Origin of the sequence: Limnospira sp. PMC 289.06 (genome assembly GCF_032350395.1) — a bacterium.
GTDB lineage: Bacteria > Cyanobacteriota > Cyanobacteriia > Cyanobacteriales > Microcoleaceae > Limnospira > Limnospira platensis.
In genome coordinates this window covers 14,039-38,422 of sequence record NZ_JARPLC010000011.1, presented here as the reverse complement: position 1 = coordinate 38,422, position 24,384 = coordinate 14,039, and the positions used below count along the sequence as shown (strand labels likewise).

Genomic DNA, 24,384 nt, shown 5'->3' with positions numbered 1-24,384 from the left:
GATAATTGTCCGGTGAGAATTGAGAGAGCCGGGTTATGACGCACCCTACGGAAAGACTAACCGGGTTAGTTAGTGGTGCGTCAGGAGATAATTGTCCGGTGAGAATTGAGAGAGCCGGGTTATGACGCACCCTACGGAAAGTGGTGCGTCAGGAGATAATTGTCCGGTGAGAATTGAGAGAGCCGGGTTCTGACGCACCCTACGGAAAGGTTATTGGTTACGAGGAGGAGGGGGACAGTCCAGGGACTGACGGGGTGATCATCAAATGTGAAAATAAGATTAGATATTAGACCAATGGGATAAATTGGGGACATACTAGAGAGCGGGGGGAAAGAGCGATCGCATGAAATACCACCGCATGGTTGAAAACAGCACCAACTACCAAAGACAGACCACTATGAGTAAGCAACTTTGGATTTATGATACAACCCTACGAGACGGAGCCCAGCGCGAAGGACTCTCTCTCTCCCTAGAAGATAAACTCCATATAGCGCGGAAACTAGACCAACTAGGTATTCCGTTTATTGAAGGGGGTTGGCCCGGCGCTAACCCGAAAGATGTACAATTATTTTGGCGACTGACGGAAGAACCCCTCAGCCAAGCGGAAATAGTGGCTTTTTGTTCGACCCGTCGCCCCCATACCACCGCAGCAGAAGATCCTAGCCTCAAACCGATTTTATCAGCCGGAACCATCTGGATTACCACCTTTGGCAAATCTTGGGATCTCCATGTTACCGAAAGCCTGAAAACCAGCCTAGAGGAAAACCTGGCAATGATCCAGGATACAATCGAGTTTTTCCGCAGCCAAGGGAGGCGGGTAATTTATGATGCTGAACATTGGTTTGATGGCTATAAAAACAACCCAGAATATGCCCTAGAAACGCTAAAAGCGGCTGTAGCAGGGGGGGCTGAGTGGTTAGTGCTATGTGATACTAATGGTGGTACACTGCCCCACGAGGTAACTGCGATCGCCAAAACCGTAGTTACAGCCCTAGCCAATTGGGGTGAAACCTCCGTACAGGTAGGCATTCACACCCACAACGACTCAGGAACCGCCGTTGCTAATGCTTTAGCAGCAGTCATGGAAGGTGCTACCATGATTCAAGGGACCATTAACGGTTATGGGGAACGGTGCGGCAATGCCGATTTGTGTACTTTGATACCTAATTTACAGTTAAAATTAGGCTATTCTTGCATCGCCAATGAACATTTAAGTAAACTGTCGGAGTCTAGTAGATTTATTAGTGAGGTGGTTAATCTAGCCCCAGATGACCATGCCCCGTTTGTGGGCTTATCGGCTTTTGCCCATAAGGGGGGGATTCATGTTTCCGCAGTGGAACGCAACCCGTTAACCTACGAACATATCGCCCCGGAAGAGGTGGGAAATAAACGGCGAATCGTGATTTCTGACCAGTCGGGATTAAGTAATGTTTTGGCGAAAGCGCGAAACTATGGTATTAACTTAGAACGGGATAATCCAACCAGTCGGCAACTTTTGCAACAGTTGAAAGAATTGGAAAATCAGGGTTATCAATTTGAGGCGGCGGAGGCGAGTTTTGAGTTATTGATGCGGTCAGCTTTGGGGACTCGGAAACAGTGGTTTGAAATTCGCGGTTTTCAAGTGCATTGTGACAAGTCGAGTCTGGCTACCTGTAACTCCCTAGCTACGGTGAAGGTAATTGTAAGCGATCGCGAACTTTTAGAAGTAGCCGAAGGTAACGGACCTGTCTCGGCCTTAGATGCAGCCTTGCGGAAAGCCCTGCAAAATTTCTACCCAGAAATAGCCGAATTTCAACTGCGCGATTATAAAGTGCGGATTTTGGATGGTAAAGCGGGAACTTCTGCCAAAACTCGTGTATTGGTAGAATCTAGCAATGGTCATCAGCGTTGGACTACCGTAGGAGTCTCTACTAATATCCTAGACGCATCCTATCAAGCGGTCGTAGAAGGTTTAGAATATGGCTTAATGTTGCAACAGCAAACCCCATCCAATTCAGTTATATTAGCCGAATCCTCACTGTAAAATAGACAGTGATAATCCCCTAGGGATGCGATGATTGCCATAGCATAAAATGGCAATAATAGCAAGAGTATTAAGCAGAAATTGTCACAAATATAAAAAATTGATGACAATTTCTCAGGTAATCCCAACCATAATTTATCCTAGGCATCAGAGATGGAGAATGTTATGCAGGACCAAAAACAAGCCGTAAAAAGAGTAACAGGAGCCTTTGCCCTGATTGATAGCCTGCGCCGCCACGGTGTGCAGCATATTTTTGGCTATCCAGGAGGTTCAAATTTACCCATTTACGACGAGATATATAGAGCCGAACAAGCCGGGGAAATCAAACATTATCTGGTGCGCCACGAACAAGGAGCGGCTCACGCTGCCGATGGATATGCCCGGAGTACCGGAAAGGTGGGGGTATGTCTAGCCACCTCTGGACCGGGAGCCACTAATTTAGTTACAGGTCTAGCCACGGCTTATCTGGATTCTGTCCCGGTGGTAGCCATTACTGGACAAGTACCTCGCAGCGCCTTGGGGACAGATGCTTTTCAGGAAATTGATATTTTTGGGATTACCCTACCCATTGTTAAACATTCCTATCTAGTCCGCGAACCTTCGGAATTACCGAGAATTGTGGCTGAGGCATTTCACCTAGCCAGTAGTGGCAGACCGGGACCTGTGTTAATTGACATTCCCAAAGATGTGGGTAATGCTCAAATTGATTATATTCCGGTAGAGCCAGGGTCAGTGCGACGGGTGGGATATCGTCCCACGGTGCGGGGAAATCCTCGACAAATTAATCAGGCTTTACAGTTGATTTCTCAAGCTACTAAACCCCTCCTATATGTGGGGGGAGGTGCAATTATGGCGGGGGCTCATGCTGAAATAGCCGAATTGTCGGAACGCTTCCAAATACCAGTTACTAGCACTTTGATGGGAAAAGGTGCTTTTGATGAAAATCACCCCCTATCTCTGGGAATGTTGGGAATGCACGGAACCGCCTATGCTAATTTTGCGGTGAGTGAATGTGATTTGCTGATCGCGGTGGGGGTTCGCTTTGATGACCGGGTGGCGGGAACCGGAGATAAATTCGCCCATAGCGCTAAGGTGATTCATATTGATATTGACCCGGCGGAAGTGGGCAAAAATCGCACGACTGATGTTCCTATTGTGGGAGATGTGCGACAGGTTTTGGGGGATATGCTACAACGTAGCTATCAGTTGGGAACGGAAATTAAGCCGGAACAAACCCAGGAATGGCACTCGCGCCTTCAGCAATTGTATAACCAATACCCCCTGACTATTCCTCACCCGGAAAATGGTCTCTCTCCCCAAGAGGTGATTGTGGAACTTAGCCATCAATGTCCTGATGCTTTCTATACTACTGATGTGGGTCAGCATCAAATGTGGGCGGCGCAATTCGTGAAAAATGGCCCCCGACGTTGGATGACTAGCGGCGGTTTAGGGACTATGGGTTACGGTTTACCTGCTGCTGTGGGGGTTAAGGTGGCTCATCCTGATGATACGGTTATCTGTATTAGCGGTGATGGTAGTTTCCAAATGAATATGCAAGAATTGGGAACTATTGCTCAGTATGGTATTGGGGTTAAGGTGATTATTCTCAATAATGGCTGGTTGGGAATGGTGCGCCAGTGGCAACATATGTTTTATAATGATCGCTATGAGGCTACTAACCTCGAAGATGGAACCCCAGAATTTGCCCGGTTGGCTGATGTTTATGGCATTGAGGCTATGACTGTCCGCCTACGGTCCGATTTGCCAAAGGCGATCGCTAAAGCCCTGTCTCACAACGGTCCGATGATCCTAGATGTTCGGGTTACCCGTGATGAGGACTGTTACCCGATGGTAGCCCCCGGTCACGATAACAGCGATATGATGGGTTTATCGAGTTAGTTGCTCTTAACCCTCACCCCCCTTCACCCCCCTAGTGCTGTCCTCCGCGTCAGCATGGGGGGGTGTTGTGTCTGAGAGCAAATATTAAATTAACCTTAAAAAACGCCATATTGATTTACAAAAATTCGCAAAAATTAATAATGTTTTGTTTGATTAACTAGGTGTAAAATTGGTGACAAAATATCCTAAATTAAAAGGTAGTTCACTCTCAATCCCTAACCGGAAGTATCTATCCTAATATTAACCGGAGACTAAGGGAAACTGAGAGCAGCGAAGTCCCACGGTATCCCGGTTGTGAATTGTTGAAAAAATCGGAATTTTCCGAGAAAGGATTTCTCGGTCAAAAAATCACAATTGCCACCGTGTTATAATCATTGATTTATCCGGTTTCAGGAGAGCGTCCTATGACAAGTAATGTTGCATCAGAAAACCGTAATGTCGCCATTGTCGGCCCCTATTTGAGTGGTAAAACGGCTTTGCTAGAAAGTCTGCTGTTTGCCACAGGAACAATTACCCGTAAAGGTACGGCTAAAGAAGGCAACCGTATCGGAGATGGCGTAGCTGAGGCTCGCGATCGCAATATGAGTGTAGAAATCAATGCCGCTTATACTCAATATGGCGGCATTAACTTTACCTTCCTCGACTGTCCAGGTTCGGTAGAATTTGCCCAAGAAACCTATAACGGCCTCATGGGTGCGGGATTAGCAATAGTGGTTTGTGAACCGGAACCCAGTCGCATTCTCACCCTATCGCCCCTATTCAAATTTTTGGATGATTGGGAAATTCCCCATATTGTGTTCATTAATAAAATGGATCGGGCTTTCTCTGATGAAGAAGGCTGCAACCTCAACTTTTTAGAGTTATTAAATGCCCTGAAAACTGTATCGAGTCGCCCCATAGTTCCCCAAGAATATCCGATCGCCAAAGGTTCAGAATTAATTGGTTTTATCGATTTAGTTACAGAACAAGCCTATAACTACCATCCCGGTGCGGCATCAGATCCAGTTCCCATGCCCGAAGAACTTAAAGAGTTGGAACACGCCGCCCGCCAGGAGATGTTAGAACAATTATCTAACTTTGATGATCACTTGTTGGAAGAACTTCTTGAAGAAATTGAACCCCCCACCGAGGAAATTGTCAAAGACCTAAAAATGGAATTGGGGGCGGATTTGATTGTTCCGGTATTTTTCGGAGCGGCTGAATTAGAATATGGAGTGCGATCGCTTCTTGATGCCCTAGTCCGAGAAGCCCCAGAACCCAGCTTAACGGCCGAACGTCGGGGACTCAAAGGAACAAGTGATATCCCGATCGCCCAAGTCCTGAAAACCTTTTACACCCCCCAAGGTGGTAAACTCTCCCTAGTGCGAGTCTGGCAGGGAGAACTTACCGAAGGCATTGTTCTTAATGGTGTACGCGCGGCTGGAATGTACCGTTTGCTGGGACAACAAACCCAGGGCGTGCAACTTGCCAAAACTGGGGAAATTGTCGCCTTGGCGCGTATGGAGGGCATCAAAACCGGTGATACTTTGACCACTCAACCCGATCGCCTCAAAGCACCCTTACCTACAGCCCAGGTATTGCCACCAGTATTGGCATTTGCGATCGCCCCTGAAAATCGCAAAGATGAAGTAAAACTCAGCGCCGCCCTCACCAAAATGATCGAGGAAGATCCCTCTCTAACTTGGGAACAAAACACCGACACTCACCAGGTTATCCTCTGGGGACAGGGAGAAATTCACCTGAAAGTAACCCTTGATCGCCTACGCCGCAAGTACAACTTTCCCATAGTGACCTCGCCGCCTCAAATTCCCTATAAAGAAACCATCCGTTCTAATACCAACTCCCACGGGCGCTACAAACACCAAAGCGGCGGACATGGACAATTTGGTGATGTTTATTTAGATATTACCCCCTTACCTCGTGGTGAAGGTTTTAACTTTAATGAAACCATTGTCGGCGGCGCGGTGCCAAAACAATATATTCCCGGTGTGGAAATGGGCGTGCGAGAATACCTCCAACAAGGTCCCCTAGGTTTCCCCGTCGTTGATGTTTCTGTCACCCTGACCAATGGTTCCTATCACTCTGTGGATAGTTCCGAACAGGCTTTTAAACAAGCCGCCAGGCTGGCTATGCAAACGGGTATGGCTAAATGTAACCCCACTTTGCTCGAACCTATTGTTACGGTGGAGGTATGCGCCCCAAATGAGTTTACCTCTCAACTGTTCCAATTGATTACTACTCGCCGTGGTCAAATTTTGGGTTATGAACCTGTGGCTGACTGGAAAGGTTGGGATCAGGTGTCGGCTTATTTACCACAGGTGGAAATGCAGGATCTCATTGTGGAATTGCGATCGCTAACTATGGGGGTCGGTTACTTTAACTGGAAGTTTGACCATTTACAGGAAGTCCCCGAACAACTAGCCCAAAGGGTATTAGCCACTGTTGCTGATAATAGCAATGGCGGCGGCGGAAATAGCAAATCCAAAAGCTAACTCGTTTTAACCCTCAGACTTGAATTCAAAGGACGATCAGCTGATCGTCCTTTTTAGCAGGTCTGGGGTCACTAACTCCCCTATACCTGACACCCATTCTGATTGGCTGTATGATCAAACGTTACCTTTGTGATCAGCCACTTTAGCATATCCTTACCCATGGAAGTTTTTCTTACTCTGTCTATAGTTGTTCTCGCCCTGATTAGTTTTATAGTCGAATGGCTACCTGTAGATTTAACAGCGATCGCCGTTACAGTTTTATTAATGTTCCTGGGTTTAGTCACTCCCGAACAGGGAATTTCTGGTTTTGGCAATTCAGCCACCATTACCGTTATGGCTATGTTTATCCTCAGCGCCGGAATTACCCGCACTGGAGTCATTCAAATTATACGCGATCGGCTAATTAAATGGGGTGGAAAGCGCATCAATCAACAGCTTTTTGTCATGGGTAGCTTAGTCGGACCCATTTCCGCCTTTATTAATAATACAGCAGTCATCGCTATTTTTCTACCCATCATCGAAGATTGGTGTAAACAGCAAAAAACCTCCCCCTCCCAATTTCTCATTCCTCTTTCTTACGCTTCAATTCTCGGAGGAATGATTACAGTAATTGGCACATCAACTAATATTCTCGCTGGCGGAATATCTGAACAATTAGGTTATGGAAACTTTCATATTTTCCAGTTTACAAGCGTGGGACTATTAACCTTTTTAATTGGGTTATTATACATTTCCTTAATTGCCCCCAAGCTCCTACCCAAACGAGAATCACGCATCAATAGTGCCATGGAAAACAGCTATGATTTGCAGGAATATCTCAGTGAAGTAGTCGTCACTAATACATCCAGTTTAGTCGGACAAACCCTCCGGGAAAGTGAAATTCAACGCAAATTTGACCTAGACGTATTAGAGTTAGTTCGCAACAAAATTCACCTCCCCCAACCCGTAGCCGATAAAGTCTTAAAATCCGGAGATATTCTGATTATTCGTAGCACCCGTGAAGATTTACTCAAAATTAAAAACGAAAGAGGTTTAGATCTTTTACCTGATGTCAAATTTAGGGAACAATCCCTAGAAACAGTCCTGAGTTCTGGAGAAGAAAAAATCGCCGAAGTCTTGATTTTATCCAACTCCCGTTTAATTGGTACTACCCTCAAAGATTTACGCTTTAGACAGCGGTATAATGTCACCGTATTAGCCATCCGTCGCGGTGCCGAATTAGTCCAAGGACGCTTAGGAAAAATCAAACTCAGATTTGGTGACTTATTATTAGTCCAAGGTCCAAAAGAAAGTTTTATTGGTTTACAAACTACTAGGGAACTTTTAGTCTTAGAACAGCGCGACATCGACAACTTACGCACCGAGAAAGCCGGAATAGCCATTGGCATTACTTTAGGCGTAATTGCACTAGCAGCCTTCAAAATAGTTCCCATTTTAGTTAGTGCTTTAGCCGGAGTGATTTTGATGGTCGCCACTGGATGTCTAAAACCCGGTGAAATGTATGGTGCTGTTCGTTGGGATGTAATTTTTCTATTAGCCGGATTAATTCCCCTAGGAATTGCTATGGAAAATTCCGGCGCAACTGAATGGCTGGCTAATAATTTAGTGTCTGTCGGCGGTCATCTTTCCGGGTATTGGGTGTTAACATTTTTCTTTATCATCACAGTTTTATTAACAGAAGTTCTCTCAAATAATGCCACCGTAGTACTCATGATTCCCATTGCTGTCCGAGTAGCTGAAACCCTGCAATTAAATCCCTATGCCTTTATGTTTGCGGTCACTCTCGCCGCTTCCTGTAGTTTTATGACCCCCATTGGCTACCAAACTAATACCATGGTTTATAGTCCCGGAGGTTATAAATTCTCCGACTTTACACGAGTTGGCTTTCTTCTCACCCTCTTAATGACCATTGCGGTTCCCTCATTGATCACATTATTTTACGGTCTTTACCCTAACTGATAATCCCTCAAATTAGGAAACATCAAATCTCAAAATCTGGCAACTTAAAACCGCCCATAATCACCAGATTTACTCTGATTAAAATGGCTCATGGTCGGTCTAATCATCGGAATGGGACTCTTCCCCCAACTGTTCTAGTTTAAATTCTAAGGCGGATAGTCTAACTTCTAATTGATCAAGTTTTTCCTGCTGAGATGATATTCCCAGATAGGATCTCAAGGCATCAATGACCAGATCTGACTTGGATTGTCCAGTGATTTCTACCCGCGCCATGAGTGCTTCGTGTACCTCAGAAGGAATCCTGACACCTAGGAATGGATTGGGCATAGTTTCAATAAAATTGCATTTTTGACAATGAATGCCAACAGTGTGTTAATAATATCAGTCTCTTGCTACACTGCCTATCATTAACCCAACGGCGTAGTGTGGGACTTCTTTTGACATCGAGTGAAAAGAATCTTGGTCTGATCTGTTAATTTATTAACAGTAAAGCTAAGATCTCCATTCTTGTAAACGGTTTTTTGTAAAGTTTTTTTGCATAACCAAAAGTTATGTAAAGAACCTTAAACAAAAATTGATAACATTACGAAAACATATGTTATCATCAAACCCAATATCTCCTGTCCAACTGAGCCCGGGGACTGAGAGAGTCCCTAGCCAGTTTTGCTCAAAGGCCGATCGATAAAAATTACTGGGAGCAAACATGACCATAAAAGCACGGCTTGACGAACGGCGCAATCCTGAAAAAATCCTCATCGCCGATGATGAGTCTGCAATTCGGCGTATTTTGACAACCCGTCTGTCAATGGTCGGTTACAGTGTTGTCGCAGCAGCAGATGGCTTACAAGCTATTGAAATGTTCGATCGCGAAAGTCCAGACCTGGTAGTTTTGGATGTAATGATGCCAAGACTTAACGGTTACGGGGTTTGTCAAAAAATTCGAGAAATTTCTGATATTCCCATCATTATGTTAACCGCCTTGGGAGATGTGGCCGATCGCATTACCGGTTTAGAATTGGGGGCTGATGATTACCTCACTAAACCCTTTTCTCCCAAAGAATTGGAAGCCCGCATTCACGCTATCCTCCGTCGGTTCAAAGATAACGCATCTTCCCATGATCTAAGTCCCGAAGTCATCCAAGTTGATACTCTCCGCATTGACACCATTAAACGACGGGTTTACAAAGGCGATAAATTGTTGCCCCTCACATATATCGAGTTTAACTTGCTCGAACTGTTGTTTAAGCGTTCTGGTGAAGCGGTTTCTCGTTCCGAAATTCTGCAACAATTGTGGGGTTACACCCCCCGCCGCATTGCCGATATGCGCGTTGTTGATGTTCATGTGGCTCGCCTACGAGCTAAAATTGAGACTGATCAGCGTAATCCTGAGTATATTCTCACGGTTCGCGGTATTGGCTACTCTTCCCAGCGACTTGCAGCAGTGGAAGAACCAATTGGCGCATAATTAATATCAATCCTCCAAAATAAAATCGATTTGAATAAAACTTAACAAAAACCCATTCTGGTCAGAGCATAACCAGGGTGGGCTTTAATTTCGAGAAGTGATAATATCCAATTAGATTGAATTGGTAGACCCAATGTTCAGGTGGTTTCTCTCTTTCGTGCTAACTATTGCTTTGATAGTAGTCATCAGCGATGCTGACCTCCAGAGTCAGCCAAGTCTTCAAATCGATATGACACCCGGACCATATATTAAAGTTGATCAGTTTGGTTATCGTCCCCAAGATCATAAAGTCGCTGTAATTACCACTCCCGAAGTGGGTTTTAATGCCCAGGAATCCTTCTCACCAGGGACTACCTACGAGGTTCGGGATGCTAATTCTCATCAACAAGTTTATTCGGGTCAAATTCAGCTCTGGATGGATGGTAAAGTTCATTCTCAATCAGGCGATCGCGGTTGGTGGTTTGACTTTTCCCCGCTCAACAAACCAGGTTCCTATTATATCATAGATGCCGCCAATCAACAACGTTCTTTTGAATTTGAGATTAGGGATGATGTCTATAAACAGGTTCTTATCACTGCTGTCCGTACCTTTTTTTATCAGCGCAGTGGCTTTCCCAAACAACCCCCATTAGCTGACCCTAGATGGACTGATGGCGCGGCTTTTTTAGGACCCGGACAGGATACAGAGGCGCGCTATGTTTATGACAAAGATAACCCGGCTTTGGCTCGCGATATGCGTGGCGGTTGGTTTGATGCGGGAGATACTAATAAATATGTGACTTTTGCGACTCCGGTAATTCATCAACTTTTAGATGCTTACTCCCACAATCGGGAGATTTGGACTGATGATTTTAACATTCCCGAATCGGGGAATAATCTCCCAGATATCATCGATGAGATTAAGTATGAGATTGATTGGTTAAAACTGATGCAGGATGATGATGGGGGAGTGTTTATTAAACTGGGTACGATTGATCATAATAATCCAGAGATTCCTAGTCTTGATCAACGGCCCCGTTATTATGCTCCTAAATGTTCTTCTGCTAGTATATCGACGGCGGGAATGTTCGCCCATACTGCGTTAGTTTTTCGGGAATTTCCAGTTCTTAATGAGTATGCAGAAGACCTGCAAAATAGAGCGATCGCCGCTTGGGACTGGTTTCAATCTAACCCCAAACGGACTGATTGTGATTCCCAGACGATTAAATCTGGGGATGCAGATAGAACCGAACGGGAACAAAAAGGGGGAACTGTAACGGCGGCGGTTTATTTATTACAACTCACCGGAGACACCAAATATAATCAATATATACGCGCCAATTTAACGGAAACTCAACCCTTTAAAGATGATACTTGGTCAAGGTATAGCTCCTATGAAGGGGATGCCCTATTATTGTACACTCAACTAGCCAATGGCGATGACAATATCCAACAACAAATAAGCGATCGCTTTCGGGAAATGGTGCTAAGTAATAAAGCATCCTACGGTAATTCTGACCTCGACCCATACCGTGCTTATATGAGCGACCCTCAATATCATTGGGGTAGTAACCTAGTGGAATCAAACTATGGTAATACCAACTATGATGTCTTGCTGTATGAGGTAGACCCAGACCACGCCGACAGCTATAAAATCCGAGCCTTAGACCATCTCCATTACCTGCACGGTGTCAACCCATTAAGCATGGTTTATTTAAGCAATATGTATGAATACGGAGCCGAAAAATCCGCTAACAAAATGTATCATCAGTGGTTCGGCGGGGGCATTTATGATCATGCTTTAAACTCTCCCAGTGGTCCGGCTCCTGGCTATTTAGTAGGGGGACCAAATCAATATTATACTGGCTCATCTAAACCCCCTGTTGGTGAGCCTCCCATGAAGGCATATTTTGATGAAAATGACCCCCGCAAAAAAGCCTGGGAAATTACCGAACCCGCCATTTATTATCAAAGTGGCTATATCAAACTTTTGTCTAACTTTGTCAGTTCCCCTAGCCACTAAATTCCCTCACGCCTAACCCCTCCCCATTGGTGGGAGAGGGGAGTTTAGATGTACATCAATGGGGAATGGCTATTTTAATGGAGAAAATGACGCATTCCGGTGATTACCATAACCAGACCTAATTCATTAGCGGCATTAATGGAATCTTGATCTCGGATACTGCCGCCCGGTTGAACAATAGCCTCAATACCAGCAGCAGCAGCCGTCCTTACCGAGTCATCAAAGGGGAAGAAACCATCACTAGCAAGGAATCCCCCCTTAGCGTTTTCTCCGGCTTGTTCTAGGGCAATTTTAGCGGCTCCTACGCGATTCATTTGTCCGGCTCCTACCCCTATAGTGGTGCGGTTTTTGGTGACCACGATCGCATTAGATTTAACGTGCTTGGCAATTTTCCAAGCAAACAATAACTCAGCCAATTGTGCCGAGGTAGGTTTTTTTTCGGTCACTAATTGCCAATGGTCAGGGATATCGATTTCATCATCACAGGTCTGGACCAAAAAGCCCCCAGCAATTAGCTTAATAGTTTCTTTGGGACCCGAAACTAAATCCGGCAAAATCAACACCCGCAAATTAGCCTTTTTCTTGAGAATAGCCTCAGCTTCTGGTTCACAACTGGGGGCGACAATGCACTCTAAAAAAGTTTTGGTCATGGCTGTAGCCGTCGCCGCATCAATGGGACGGTTGAGCGCAACAATACCCCCAAAAGCAGAAACCGAGTCCGCAGCAAAAGCCCGTTGATAAGCCTCAGATAAACTATTAGCGATCGCCGCCCCACAGGGGTTAGTATGTTTAAGAACAGCCGCCGCCGGTTCATCAGTGAACTCGCAAATAATCCGTCTAGCCGCTTCCAGGTCCACCAAGTTATTGTAACTGAGGGGTTTTCCCTGCAAAATTTTACCCGCCGACCAGCCATTAGGGACAGTTCCGGTTTGATACCAGGCGGCGGGTTGGTGGGGGTTCTCGCCGTAGCGGAGGGCTTGTATTTGGTTTCCGGCGACAGTGTAGCTAGTGGGGAGGGGATTAGTTTCGGTGGTGTTTTGATGTTCTAAATAAGTAGCGATCGCCCGATCATAAGCCCCAGTATGACGGAAGGCTTGTAAAGCGCAGCCTTGGCGAAATTCTAAACTAGGTTCGCCGCCGCTGTTTCGCATTTCTTCGAGATAGTCCCCATATTGGTTAGGCTGACACAGGACAGTCAAATGGGCGAAATTTTTAGCAGAAGCCCGCAGCAACGTAGGGCCACCGATATCAATTTGTTCGATCGCCTCTGGTAGGGTAACATTTTCCGATGCAATAGTTTGTTCAAATGGGTACAGATTAACCACTACCAGGTCAATGGGGCGGATCTCATGCTGTTGTAATTGTTCCACGTCCTGGGGAATATCCCGACGCGCAAGGATACCCCCATGAATGCGAGGATGCAGGGTTTTAACTCGTCCCCCCAGAATTTCGGGAAATCCTGTATAGTCAGAAACCTTAGTAACAGGTAGTCCCGCCTCTTGGATAGCTTTAGCAGTTCCCCCACTACTAATCAGGTCAAAGCCAAATTCTTCCACAAGACTTCGGGCTAAGTCAATCAGTCCAGTTTTGTCAGATACACTTAATAGAGCTAAACGGGCCATTTTTCCAAGATTTACAAAGCAACTTCCCTATCTTAAAGTCAACAGACCATTCCAGTTAAAGGCATAATTGAGAAACTATAGCCAATTGATTAGCAAATTATCGGCAATTTCTACGGAGTAACCACAAGATTAAATTAAGATTACACTAAGATTACATTAACTCATAGAATCGATGTCTTGAGGTAGGGGTGGGTTTTCATATCCTAAATCTGGCGGTAAATTATCTCCATGAGTAGCTTCGACAGCAAGGCGATCGCAAATTTCATTTTCGCGATCGCCCGCATGACCTTTTACCCAGACAAATCGGACTTGATGTTCCTCACACAAAGCTAATAATTGCGCCCACAAATCCGGATTTTTCGCCCATTCCTTCTGGCTACGTCGCCATCCATTCTTTTGCCAACGTTTAGCCCACCCCTGAGTCATAGCATCTACGAGATATTTAGAATCACTATAGAGAGTCACACAACAGGGAAATTTGAGGGCTTGTAAAGCGGCGATCGCTCCCATCATTTCCATGCGGTTATTAGTAGTTAGTCGGAAGCCTCCTGATAATTCCTTTCGGTGACTACCACACATCAACACAGCCCCATATCCTCCCTTCCCAGGGTTCCCGCTACAGGCTCCGTCTGTATAAATTGTCACCTTAGTTAGGCCCATATTCATAATAATTTATTCTCTAATTTATTCCATCAGAAATCATATCATTGTCGGTTTTGTCAGTTCACAATTTATCAAAATCATATCTAAAATATGTATGATTCAACTGTAATTGATATCTAAAATATTGGTTAATACTGCCGTTGTCTGTGACTATGATCATAGACTATATGAGACAAAGATACTGCGACTTAGGCTTATTGTTATGTATAATCTTCCCTGCCCTATGCCCTATTTTATCAGTGTTAATCAATCAATACTCACGGGTACAAATAAAAAAACAAGGGTACAAACAATGTTGCACCCTTGCCGATTAATACGGTAGGGTGCGTCAGACCGGGAGAATTTTGATGATGAAATGCTCATAAACTCTTCTGACTGACGCACCTAGGTAATTAATTAACCAAGAAGTTCCTTAGCTTTCGCCACCACATTATCAACGGTGAAGCCGAATTTTTCCAACACCACACCGCCAGGAGCAGACGCGCCGAAGGTGTCAATACTGATAGTAGCACCCTCATCAGTCACATAGCGGCACCAGCCAAAACTAACACCGGCTTCCACCGCCAAACGTTTCTTAACAGAGGCGGGGAAAACAGACTCCTTGTAAGCAGCATCCTGCTTCTCAAACAATTCCCAACTAGGCATAGAAACCACGCGGACTTTTTTACCCTCTTCCCGGAGTTTAACCGCCGCATCAACACAGAGGTAAGTTTCCCCACCAGTACCAATCAGAATAATATCAGGGGTACCATCACTGTTATCACTAAGGATATAAGCACCCTTAGCCACATTGTCGATAGAACTACCTTCGAGGTTAGGCAGATTTTGGCGAGAGAATGCCATCAAAGTGGGATAGTGACGGTTTTCGATCGCCACCTTATAGGCTCCAGAAGTCTCATTACCATCAGCGGGACGAATCACAGTCAAATCAGGAATCAACCGCAGAGAAGCGATATGTTCAACGGGTTGGTGAGTCGGGCCATCTTCACCCAAAGCAATAGAATCATGAGTCATCACCCACAGCACGGGAGCTTCCGACAGAGCCGACAACCGGATAGAATTACGCATATAATCCGTAAACACCAGGAAGGTCGCGCCATAGGGAATCAGACCCGAACGGTGCAGGGCGATACCATTACAAATGGCTCCCATAGCGTGTTCACGCACCCCAAACCGGAGGTTACGATTTTGGTATTGACCCTTTTGGAAATCTCCCAAACCTTTGAGTAAAGTCTTATTAGAGGGAGCCAAATCAGCAGAACCGCCAACCAATTCAGGAAGAACCCCAGCGATCGCATTTAGAGTAGCACCGGACTGGTTACGGGTCGCATCAGCCTTAGTTTCCGGCGTATAGGTAGGCAGAGATTTTTCCCATCCTTGGGGAAGTTTCCCACTCAGCAAGCGTTCCAGAGTCGCCGCCTCTTCAGGATACTTAGATTTGTAGGTTTCAAAAGCTGCTTTCCACTCATCCTCATAATTCGCACCCCGCTCGACTGCTTTGCGGAAATGCTTAATTGCATCATCAGGAATCACAAATTCAGGATAACTCCAACCCAGATGATCACGGGTAGCCTGTACTTCTGCTTTACCCAAAGCGGCACCATGAACGTCATGGCTGTTAGCTTTGTTAGGAGAACCAAAACCGATGGTGGTGGTAACTTTAATCAAGGAAGGCTTATCAGTGACCGCCTTTGCTTTCTCAATGGCGGTAGCGATCGCTTCCAAATCTGTATTACCATCAGCAACGTGCTGAACGTGCCAGCCATAGGCTTCAAAGCGTTTGCACACATCTTCAGTAAACGATATATCCGTAGATCCATCAATAGAAATATGGTTATCGTCATAGAAGGCGATCAGCTTACCGAGGCCCCAGTGTCCCGCCAAAGAACAAGCCTCTCCAGAAATACCTTCCATGTTGCAGCCATCCCCTAGGATGGCATAGGTATAGTGGTCTACCACAGTACAATCAGGCTTGTTAAAACGCGCCGCCAGATGAGCCTCAGCCAAAGCCAGACCCACAGCGTTAGCAATACCTTGTCCTAGGGGTCCGGTAGTCACTTCCACCCCTTCGGTGACGTGATTTTCTGGGTGTCCTGGAGTTTTCGACCCCCACTGACGAAACTGTTTAATATCATCGATGCTGACGCTATCATAGCCGGCCAGATGCAGAAGGGCATAATGTAGCATACAGCCATGACCTGCCGATAGCACAAAGCGATCGCGGTTGAACCATTTAGGGTTTTTGGGGTTATAACGCATAAAGCGATCCCAGAGTACAAAGGCCATCGGAGCCGCACCCATAGGAAGTCCGGGGTGGCCTGAGTTCGCTTTCTCTACTGCATCAATAGCTAAAAAACGAATTGAGTTAATGCAGAGTTGTTCAAGTGATTGGGTTGCAACAGCCATAGTTGTGTTTTTCTATATACTCGCTCTAAAGTGTGAGTGCCGGAGTAGAGAAACCAGATGATAATGGTTCTATTTTCAGAATTGCTCTGGAATCGCCCTCAGACTGCATCTGAGATCATCTCATTTTGAGGGACTATCAGGCAAGGGACTTGAAACTAAATTGATCGATCGCCAAATATCTAGGGAATGTTCTCCGCCAACACAGACTTTTTCTGCCACTGTCGGGCAGTAATCGATCCAGCCTATTCGGCTATCTCTACCGCCTGTGCAATTTCCATCATACCAAGATCTGGTCTCTACTTACCCCAACTCTGGCAGTGAACACCAGAAAAGTTTGGTAGATGGGTAGCCCGGTCTCTGAGCCAGCAGTGTGGAAAAGCGACGGGCGCGACTTTAGGCGCTGTCACGGTGCTATGATGGCAATTTTGATTATTCTGCCAGTCAGACCGACCGAATGAAAGGGGCTTAACATCTAGGCTAAGGGTATAGGTGGGTAGCTTGATGCAGGCGCAAAAATGTAGCTAGGGAAAAATAGAGCGATCGCCACTTGCCATTGTGGTAATTTTCATAGATATTGTGGGACAGTCTTAGTCAAAATTGGTAATCGGTTAAATTATTAAACAGAAATTATGGCTTTATATCTGGATTCTGCTATTGTGTCGGAAGCTGAAGCAGCTAGTCAATTGGGTTGGGTGAAAGGAGTTACCACTAATCCCACTTTACTGGCTAAAAGTGACCTATCCCCACAAGCAACTTTAAAAGCACTTAAACAACTGTTCCGGGGGGAGATTTACTATCAGTTAACTGCCTTAGATTTTGATAGTATGCTTGAGGAGGCTTGGGCAGCTTATAATATTTTGGGAGAACAAACAGTTTTAAAAGTTCCAGCCACTAGCTTAGGCTTTCAAGTAGTGGCTCATATATCCCCTAAAATTGCCTGTTCTGTGACGGGGATTTATAGTGCATCTCAAGCGGCTGTGGCTAAAGAAGCGGGGGCAAAATATGCGATCGCCTATGTAAACCGCGCCACCCGATTTTTAGGAGATGGAATCACCCTAGTTAAAGATATGGCCGAAATTCTCGCCGGAAGTGAAACCAAAATTCTCGCCGCCAGCATCAAGTCCCCAGAGGAAGCCGTCGCCACCCTCAAAGCTGGTGCTTATCACCTCACTCTCCCCTGGGATATTCTGCAATCTTTAACCACCCATGAACTCTCAAATCAAACTGTACAAGAGTTTCACCAAAATGGTCGGGGTTTACTCAGTTAATGGGCTAGGGTAAAGCCCCCACCCCAGAGGGGGTTATATTATCTTCGGTTAGGGTGAGATACTGCTACTGTGCCGCAAAAATCATCGGCAGCAAATTGAGGATTATTAACCCCCAAACCCGATAAATCATCAGATATTAAATCCGTGTTAACTGACTCCTTAGCAGACCATTTGGGAAAGTCACCTTTTTGATAGGTAGCAATTTGTTCTGGGGTGAGTAAATCCATAAAATCCGCCAATTCTCGATAGGTGATACATTTAACTTCTGGCTGACCACAAACGGCTTCAGCAAAGCGGAACATAGCATTCCAATAAGCGCCATTATTCCAGGCGGAAAAATGATGACCAATGTGGATAGGGGCGCGATTTCCTGTATAGTTAGCCTGAAAATAGTTTAGATAGGTTTGGAAAGTATCTTCTTCGTAGAATTGAGCATTAGCAGGGTTCGGCTTGGCTTGAGAATGAGCATAATAGAAATTATAGTCCATTGACAAGACATTTTTACGGGTTTTAGCGGTAGTTAAACTAGCGAGGGGGAAATTCCAGATGCCGTTTGGTTTTTGCGGCCAGTAGTTAGATTGAGCCACTTTACTGGTATCATAACGAAATCCTTTTTTTTGTAGGGTTTGATATAAACCAGGACCCTGACCCAATTCGGGGGCGCGAAATCCTTGGATGGCGGTTTTATCAAAGGCGAGACTACCTTCTAGGTTATTAATTTGGTAGGCTTCAAAAATAAACTTATCAAAATAGTTAAATTCTCGCGTCCAGTCCGCCTCAGTCCAGCGACTACCATCAAAATGACCTACTGCATGGGAGGCAATCTCATGACCTTCTTGATAGGCTAAATTTAGCTGTTCTAGGCGTTGTTTAACTTCTTCTGGGGTTCCTCCCCAACCGATCGCAGAATGGCCGACCCGGTGACGGCCAGGTGGGTGATAAAGTAGGCGATCGCCAGTATTGACAAAATACACAGCACTGATAAAATAAGTAAAGCGGAGGGGAATATTTTTAGCTGCCATTTGTTTAGTAAAATGGCGAGATTTTTGCCATGCTTCCAGAGAACGGGAACCGTCAAAAGCCAGCAGGACAAATTGAGGAGGGCGACTAGGGAGATTAATCAAACCTGCTTGAGCAATTAAACTTAATAGAAACTGTGAATCCCAACGATTAGATAAGCAGGAATTACCGCCACCTTGTTGTTGACAAGCAGTAATTAAATCTTGAGGAAAGGGTCCCAAAGAGTCGTTTCCTTCCATACAATAACCAGTAATGGCATTAAGATGAGAACCATTTGGACAGATATTATTTCCGTATGCTCGGCGAAATAATGTTTCCGACCATTGGTTATTGAAACAAGCGGAACCGCCGCCCCATTGGAGACATTTATTAATCATGTTTTGGGTGAGAGGTCCTGAAGCCATCTCACCATTAGAACAGAAATAGCCGCCGGGGTGATTAACGGTTTTTAGTTCCCATGTAACTGGTGTTTCTGGGTGGGTAGGGGGTGCAATTGATGGGGCTACAGGGGATAAATTCGATGATAAATTATTGACATTGTGGCAGGAAGTCAGGAAAAATAAGAGGCTAAAACCGGATAAAGTTTTGGGGAACCGCATATTTTTTAACATAACAATGATTGAATCAGGAAGGCAAATTATCCTTTAATCTCACCCTCAAAAAAAGGTGATTTCAAGAAAAAAACCGGATTTCCGATAGCCATGTATAAGAAACCCGGTTAAATTTGTCGCGACATATTGTAGATTTTGACAACCCCATTAGGCTTCTAAATGGAGATATTCAGGGGTTTTCAAAGGACGGGTGTAGCAGTCATGTTGATAGTTAAGCATGAAACCGTTGAGGGTCTTGAGTAGGTCTTCACGTCCTAGTAAATGTTCAATACGGTAGAGTGGTTCTCCTTGATGAAAGAGAATTAAGGTGGGTAGATTCTGAAGTCGATAGGTACTGGCCAGCTTTAAATTCTGGTCAGCATTAATACCCAATACCTGAACCTGACCTGTCCACTGGGTCTGGAACTGTTCCAGTTGAGGGACAATAAGTTTACACAGGCCGCACCAGGGAGCCCAGAAGTTAACGAGAATAGGTGTAGAAGCACTCAAGACCTCTTTAGAAAATTGCTGCTCACTGACCGATAAAAGCATGATGGCTCTAAATTTTATTAACGAACATTTTATATCCCTGGGATCATGCTACCAGCCTACGTTACTTGTGACACGAATTAATAGAGGATGAGCTTGCCAAAGTAGGATAATGAAAATGCCAACACCGAGATAAGCGGGACGGAGAAATTCCTGTATAACTAGGGTTTGCCGTCCCTGAATAATTGCCAAAAAGGGAATTACGGAGGTTTGGGATTTGAGGGTTTCAAAGGATTGGCCAAAACGGGCTTGTAAACGCCGATCGCCATGCCAAACTCCAAAGAGGTGATGTAAAACTAAACCAATGGAGGTCACGAGGGTAAAGGTGGTACCAATCCATAGGGTATGGGCAATACACCAGATGACTTGTCCGACCATTTGGGGATGTCGGGTAATACGGATAATGCCAGTTTGATGAAGATGGACTTGTGGTTTAGCGATCGCAGCAATTTCGAGTAGATTGAAAGTAGAGGGGTATAAAAACACAAAGGAGATAGCCGAGAGAACCCAAACGATAGGTTTAAGGGCGGGTACACCCTGGAGTTGCCAGAGTTGTAGGCCATCATAGCGGTGATTAAAGAAGTAGATAATCAAGACGACCGCCAGGGATAAACTGACCAGAGCGAAAAAAATGCGATATAACCGGGGACCGATAACCTGTTCGACAACAGGTCGGAGGGCAGCTAGACCACTATGGGCGATCGCAAAGCATAGCAGTAACCCCACCATCACGAAATGGCTAAGACTGAGCCATTGATCAGACATTTTGACTTCTCCAACGGATAATAAAGTTAACTCCAATACAGATCATCTCGCAGTATGCTCAAAGAAGACGATCCTCACATAGCTATTCTCGGATCTTTTGTCTGCCGATGAGGTTAACACCATGTCCGATCTTCCATTCACTTTAGATCAGTTACGCATTCTGCAAGCGATCGCTTCCGAGGGAAGTTTTAAGCGAGCGGCCGATCGCTTATATGTATCCCAACCAGCAGTGAGTTTGCAGGTGCAGAACCTAGAACGCCAATTAAATGTACCCTTATTTGATCGAGGAGGTCGTCGCGCCCAACTGACAGAAGCGGGTCATCTATTACTGAGTTATGGGGAAAAAGTCCTTTCCCTGTGTCAGGAAACCTGTCGTGCGATCGAAGACTTACAAAACCTGCAAGGAGGGACGCTAATTGTCGGTGCTTCCCAAACTACGGGAACCTATTTGCTACCTCGGATGATTGGGATGTTTCGCTCAAAATATCCCGATGTGTCGGTACAACTTCATGTTCACTCTACCCGTCGCACGGCTTGGAGTGTGGTTAACGGACAAATTGATTTGGCGATCGTGGGGGGGGAGATCTCCCCGGAATTGGCGCAATCATTAGAGGTGGTTCCCTTCGCAGAAGATGAACTAGCTCTGATCATGTCGGTTTCCCATCCCCTCGCCGGACAGGAGATTATCGAACATGATGATTTATACGACTTGCAGTTTATCAGTCTTGATGCTCAATCGACTATCCGCAAAGTGATTGACCAGGTATTGAGTCGGTCTGGGATTGATACCAGTCGCCTCAAAATCGAAATGGAACTAAGTTCTATTGAAGCGATCAAAAATGCGGTGCAGTCAGGTCTAGGGGTGGCTTTCGTTTCCACATCCGCCATTGAGAAAGAGTTACAAATGGGAGTATTGCAAATTCCTAAAATTGATCGAGTCACTATCAAACGGATGTTATCAGTGATTTATAACCCATTACGCTATAGATCTAAAGCCGCATCTGTATTCATAAAGGAGATTTTACCGAATTTCTCTAGTACACAACTCCCACCGGAAAATTTAGAGATTTCTGCTGGGTTGGCTAACGAACCTACCTCAGAACAGATGCCCTTGTAGTCTGGACTGGGGGTTCGACTTCCACCACATTAGCACATCAAATAGCAATTTTACTTAGTGATGTCAGACGTTCCGTTCACCCTGGATCAATTACGAATTCTGAAGGCGATCGCCTCTGAAGGGAGTTTTAAAAGAGCCGCCGATAGTCTCTATGTCTCCCAACCTGCGATCAGCCTACAAGTACAGAATTTAGAGCGACAATTAAATGTTCCGCTGTTCGATCGCGCTGGTCGCCGGGCTAAACTTACCGAGGCTGGACATTTACTGATTAGTTATGGGGAAAAGATCCTTTCCCTATGTCAAGAAACCTGTCGTGCGATCGAAGACTTACAAAACCTACAAGGGGGAACCCTAATTGTTGGTGCTTCCCAGACTACCGGAACCTATCTCCTACCTGGGATGATTGGGATGTTTCGGCAAAAATACCCAGATGTAGCTGTGCAACTCCATGTCCACTCTACCCGTCGCACGGCTTGGAGTGTTGCTAACGGACAAATTGACTTAGCCATCATTGGCGGTGAGATCCCGCCAGAATTGCAGGACTGTCTCAGCGTTCAACCTTATATTGAGGATGAACTAGCCCTAGTTTTGCCTGTGTTTCACCCCTTGGCTGAAAAAGACTTTATTCAAAAGGAAGACCTGTATAACCTCAAGTTTATCGCCCTAGATGCTCAATCGACTATTCGCAAGGTGATTGATCAAGTCCTCAGTCGCTATGATATTGATCCGCGTCGCTTACGGATTGAAATGGAACTTAACTCGATTGAGGCTATTAAAAATACTGTGCAAGCGGGACTGGGAGCCGCTTTTGTGTCTACTTCGGCTATTGAAAAAGAGCTACAAATGGGGATGCTGCATCGGGCCACCATTGATTCAGTAACGGTTAAACGGATGTTATCAGTAATTGTTAATCCTAATCGCTATCAATCTAAAGCCGCCGAAGCCTTCAGTCGCGAGATTTTACCTCTATTTTGTAATTCTGAGCAGCGGATGAATTGACCCCACGGTGGATTTTTGCCAAAATCCTAGGGTAGCCGCACTTTTTCAGTGAAAATCAATTCAGGCCATAAGCCCAACCTAACTTCTGATGAAAATCCACTGTACTCGCCCCGGTTGTCCCAAGCCAGATAACTTATATCCTGACCTTGATGATCATGCCAACCTCAAAACGGTACAACAGAAGTATTGTACTACCTGCGGTATGCCCCTGATTTTAGATGGGCGCTACCTAACCGAACGTCTATTGGGTCAGGGGGGGTTTGGGGCGGCGTTTTTAGCGCGCGATCGCCGATCGCCCAGTTTACGCACCTGTGTTGTTAAGCAGTTTCTCCCAGCCGGAGACTTGGACCCCCAACAATTAGCGATCGCCCAAGGACTATTTGAACGGGAAGCCCAGGTTCTCGATCGCCTCGGACACCAACATCCTCAAATCCCCAATTTGTTAGCCTATTTTCCCCTGGAAGCAACAGGTTGGCAAACTCGCACCCCTCAGCAATTTTTCTATCTAGTTCAAGAATATATCGACGGTCAGAACCTGGAACAGGAACTATCAAGCCGGGGTCCGTTTTCGGAAACTGAAGTGCTGGAAGTAATGCGGGAAATTCTGAATGTCCTGGAATTTGTCCACGGGGAAGATGTCATCCACCGCGATCTTAAGCCTTCTAATATTATGCGCGATCGCTCTGGCACTCTGCATTTGCTCGATTTTGGCGCGGTTAAGGAAGTCACACAAGCACCAGGAAATAAATCAACCGGTATCTATTCTGCCGGATTTGCTCCCCCAGAACAAATGCGAGGTCGCAGTGTCTATCCATCTACGGATTTATATGCTTTGGGGGTAACAGCAATTATGTTATTAACAGCCAAAGATCCTGAAGATTTGTTTGATAGCTACAGCAATGCTTGGCTTTGGAAAGATCAGGTGACAATTTCTGATTCCATAACTAACATTCTTGACCGAATGTTACAACCTACCCCTAGCGATCGCTTTGGCGCGGCTACAGAGGTATTAACAGCCCTCAATGCCATGATTTCGCCGCCACCGCCACCGATTTCGCCGCCACCGCCACCTCCTCCCGTAGTTCCTGCGCCTTCTGTAACTCCTCAAAGCGCGCCTGTGTCCGCACCAGTAGCTACTCAAATTCAAGCGCCAACCCCCACCGTCAGGCGACCTTTTTCGATCCTGGAAATTCTAGCATCAGCAGCATTTACCGGCTTTGATGGGGGATTACTGGTGATGGTATTGTGGTCGTTGTTAGATACAATACCTTTGAGTTTGGGGATTGCTGGCTTGCTGTTAGCGGGGTTACTATTAGCTCAAGTGCGCCGTTGGATTGAAAAATGGGATCTGCTGATTGTGGCTGGCATATCTTTTGCGATCGTGTTTTGGGTTGGCACTACACGCGGTAATCTTGAAGTTGCCCAGGTCATCATTTTACCAATATTGACAGCACTATCAGCCGTCGTGGCAACTTCCCTATTTCGTCTAATTTACGGGATTCTGAAACGGCTCATTTCATGAGTTGAACTAGAAGCACAAACGGT

At 45.5% G+C, this 24,384-nt stretch carries 17 protein-coding genes; 10 read left to right on the top strand and 7 right to left on the bottom strand.

What is annotated here, in order from left to right; translation table 11 throughout:
* Positions 1-358: 358 nt before the first annotated feature.
* From cimA to P5674_RS04325, 4 genes are all read left to right on the top strand, one after another.
* On the top strand, positions 359-2,023 hold the full coding sequence (gene cimA, locus P5674_RS04340; protein ID WP_050856818.1) for a citramalate synthase: 1,665 nt from the start codon (positions 359-361) through the stop codon (positions 2,021-2,023).
* Positions 2,024-2,188: 165 nt separating this feature from the next.
* The gene (gene ilvB, locus P5674_RS04335) at positions 2,189-3,922 is read left to right on the top strand and encodes a biosynthetic-type acetolactate synthase large subunit (protein ID WP_006619812.1); all 1,734 of its coding nucleotides are present in this window, start codon (positions 2,189-2,191) and stop codon (positions 3,920-3,922) included.
* A gap of 404 nt (positions 3,923-4,326) precedes the next feature.
* Positions 4,327-6,414 (top strand): elongation factor G, encoded by a 2,088-nt coding sequence (locus tag P5674_RS04330; protein WP_006619813.1) that lies wholly within the window; start codon positions 4,327-4,329, stop codon positions 6,412-6,414.
* 159 nt (positions 6,415-6,573) lie between these two features.
* Positions 6,574-8,373: an SLC13 family permease gene (locus tag P5674_RS04325; protein ID WP_006619814.1), complete on the top strand. Its 1,800-nt coding sequence runs from the start codon at positions 6,574-6,576 to the stop codon at positions 8,371-8,373.
* 99 nt (positions 8,374-8,472) lie between these two features.
* Here P5674_RS04325 and P5674_RS04320 read toward each other — a convergent pair whose 3' ends face one another.
* Positions 8,473-8,700 (bottom strand): YlcI/YnfO family protein, encoded by a 228-nt coding sequence (locus P5674_RS04320; RefSeq protein ID WP_035736858.1) that lies wholly within the window; start codon positions 8,698-8,700, stop codon positions 8,473-8,475.
* A gap of 376 nt (positions 8,701-9,076) precedes the next feature.
* Here P5674_RS04320 and rpaB point away from each other — a divergent pair, with 376 nt between their 5' ends.
* The gene (gene rpaB, locus P5674_RS04315) at positions 9,077-9,838 is read left to right on the top strand and encodes a response regulator transcription factor RpaB (protein ID WP_006619815.1); all 762 of its coding nucleotides are present in this window, start codon (positions 9,077-9,079) and stop codon (positions 9,836-9,838) included.
* A 157-nt stretch (positions 9,839-9,995) separates the two neighbouring features.
* Entirely contained in the window at positions 9,996-11,840 is a 1,845-nt protein-coding gene (locus tag P5674_RS04310) for a glycoside hydrolase family 9 protein (protein WP_315669818.1), read from the top strand.
* Between the two features lie 74 nt (positions 11,841-11,914).
* On the opposite strand, the gene purH is transcribed toward P5674_RS04310, so the two are convergent.
* The 3 genes from purH to tkt all read right to left on the bottom strand — a co-directional run bounded on the left by purH (position 11,915) and on the right by tkt (position 16,531).
* Positions 11,915-13,462, bottom strand: coding sequence for a bifunctional phosphoribosylaminoimidazolecarboxamide formyltransferase/IMP cyclohydrolase (gene purH / locus P5674_RS04305; protein WP_014275214.1), 1,548 nt, complete (start codon positions 13,460-13,462; stop codon positions 11,915-11,917).
* 156 nt (positions 13,463-13,618) lie between these two features.
* Positions 13,619-14,128, bottom strand: a complete 510-nt coding sequence (gene rnhA / locus P5674_RS04300; protein WP_006619818.1) for a ribonuclease HI — start codon at positions 14,126-14,128, stop codon at positions 13,619-13,621.
* A gap of 393 nt (positions 14,129-14,521) precedes the next feature.
* Positions 14,522-16,531: a transketolase gene (gene tkt, locus P5674_RS04295; RefSeq protein ID WP_006619819.1), complete on the bottom strand. Its 2,010-nt coding sequence runs from the start codon at positions 16,529-16,531 to the stop codon at positions 14,522-14,524.
* A gap of 629 nt (positions 16,532-17,160) precedes the next feature.
* Here tkt and P5674_RS04290 point away from each other — a divergent pair.
* Entirely contained in the window at positions 17,161-17,799 is a 639-nt protein-coding gene (locus tag P5674_RS04290; protein WP_006619820.1) for a transaldolase family protein, read from the top strand.
* Positions 17,800-17,837: 38 nt separating this feature from the next.
* Here P5674_RS04290 and P5674_RS04285 read toward each other — a convergent pair whose 3' ends face one another.
* From P5674_RS04285 to P5674_RS04275, 3 genes are all read right to left on the bottom strand, one after another.
* Positions 17,838-19,430, bottom strand: a complete 1,593-nt coding sequence (locus P5674_RS04285) for a polysaccharide deacetylase family protein (RefSeq protein WP_014275213.1) — start codon at positions 19,428-19,430, stop codon at positions 17,838-17,840.
* A 147-nt stretch (positions 19,431-19,577) separates the two neighbouring features.
* Positions 19,578-19,961 (bottom strand): thioredoxin family protein, encoded by a 384-nt coding sequence (locus P5674_RS04280; protein WP_006619822.1) that lies wholly within the window; start codon positions 19,959-19,961, stop codon positions 19,578-19,580.
* A 48-nt stretch (positions 19,962-20,009) separates the two neighbouring features.
* Positions 20,010-20,723: an NnrU family protein gene (locus tag P5674_RS04275; RefSeq protein WP_006619823.1), complete on the bottom strand. Its 714-nt coding sequence runs from the start codon at positions 20,721-20,723 to the stop codon at positions 20,010-20,012.
* A 121-nt stretch (positions 20,724-20,844) separates the two neighbouring features.
* Here P5674_RS04275 and P5674_RS04270 point away from each other — a divergent pair, with 121 nt between their 5' ends.
* The 3 genes from P5674_RS04270 to P5674_RS04260 all read left to right on the top strand — a co-directional run bounded on the left by P5674_RS04270 (position 20,845) and on the right by P5674_RS04260 (position 24,361).
* Complete coding sequence (locus tag P5674_RS04270; RefSeq protein ID WP_006619824.1) at positions 20,845-21,840, top strand: LysR family transcriptional regulator; 996 nt, start codon at positions 20,845-20,847, stop codon at positions 21,838-21,840.
* Positions 21,841-21,900: 60 nt separating this feature from the next.
* Positions 21,901-22,839, top strand: coding sequence for a LysR family transcriptional regulator (locus P5674_RS04265; RefSeq protein ID WP_014275211.1), 939 nt, complete (start codon positions 21,901-21,903; stop codon positions 22,837-22,839).
* An 88-nt stretch (positions 22,840-22,927) separates the two neighbouring features.
* Positions 22,928-24,361: a serine/threonine-protein kinase gene (locus P5674_RS04260; RefSeq protein WP_014275210.1), complete on the top strand. Its 1,434-nt coding sequence runs from the start codon at positions 22,928-22,930 to the stop codon at positions 24,359-24,361.
* Positions 24,362-24,384 lie beyond the last annotated feature (23 nt).

Excerpts from the sequence above, each read along its gene's own strand:
- purH (WP_014275214.1), bottom strand. The coding sequence starts at position 13,462 with ATGGCCCGTTTAGCTCTATTAAGTGTATCTGACAAAACTGGACTGATT.
- P5674_RS04260 (WP_014275210.1), top strand. The coding sequence starts at position 22,928 with ATGAAAATCCACTGTACTCGCCCCGGTTGTCCCAAGCCAGATAACTTA.
- P5674_RS04330 (WP_006619813.1), top strand. The coding sequence starts at position 4,327 with ATGACAAGTAATGTTGCATCAGAAAACCGTAATGTCGCCATTGTCGGC.
- ilvB (WP_006619812.1), top strand. The coding sequence starts at position 2,189 with ATGCAGGACCAAAAACAAGCCGTAAAAAGAGTAACAGGAGCCTTTGCC.
- tkt (WP_006619819.1), bottom strand. The coding sequence starts at position 16,531 with ATGGCTGTTGCAACCCAATCACTTGAACAACTCTGCATTAACTCAATT.
- P5674_RS04285 (WP_014275213.1), bottom strand. The coding sequence starts at position 19,430 with ATGTTAAAAAATATGCGGTTCCCCAAAACTTTATCCGGTTTTAGCCTC.
- P5674_RS04270 (WP_006619824.1), top strand. The coding sequence starts at position 20,845 with ATGTCCGATCTTCCATTCACTTTAGATCAGTTACGCATTCTGCAAGCG.
- P5674_RS04280 (WP_006619822.1), bottom strand. The coding sequence starts at position 19,961 with ATGCTTTTATCGGTCAGTGAGCAGCAATTTTCTAAAGAGGTCTTGAGT.
- P5674_RS04290 (WP_006619820.1), top strand. The coding sequence starts at position 17,161 with ATGGCTTTATATCTGGATTCTGCTATTGTGTCGGAAGCTGAAGCAGCT.
- P5674_RS04275 (WP_006619823.1), bottom strand. The coding sequence starts at position 20,723 with ATGTCTGATCAATGGCTCAGTCTTAGCCATTTCGTGATGGTGGGGTTA.
- rpaB (WP_006619815.1), top strand. The coding sequence starts at position 9,077 with ATGACCATAAAAGCACGGCTTGACGAACGGCGCAATCCTGAAAAAATC.
- rnhA (WP_006619818.1), bottom strand. The coding sequence starts at position 14,128 with ATGAATATGGGCCTAACTAAGGTGACAATTTATACAGACGGAGCCTGT.
- P5674_RS04265 (WP_014275211.1), top strand. The coding sequence starts at position 21,901 with ATGTCAGACGTTCCGTTCACCCTGGATCAATTACGAATTCTGAAGGCG.
- P5674_RS04320 (WP_035736858.1), bottom strand. The coding sequence starts at position 8,700 with ATGCCCAATCCATTCCTAGGTGTCAGGATTCCTTCTGAGGTACACGAA.
- cimA (WP_050856818.1), top strand. The coding sequence starts at position 359 with ATGGTTGAAAACAGCACCAACTACCAAAGACAGACCACTATGAGTAAG.
- P5674_RS04325 (WP_006619814.1), top strand. The coding sequence starts at position 6,574 with ATGGAAGTTTTTCTTACTCTGTCTATAGTTGTTCTCGCCCTGATTAGT.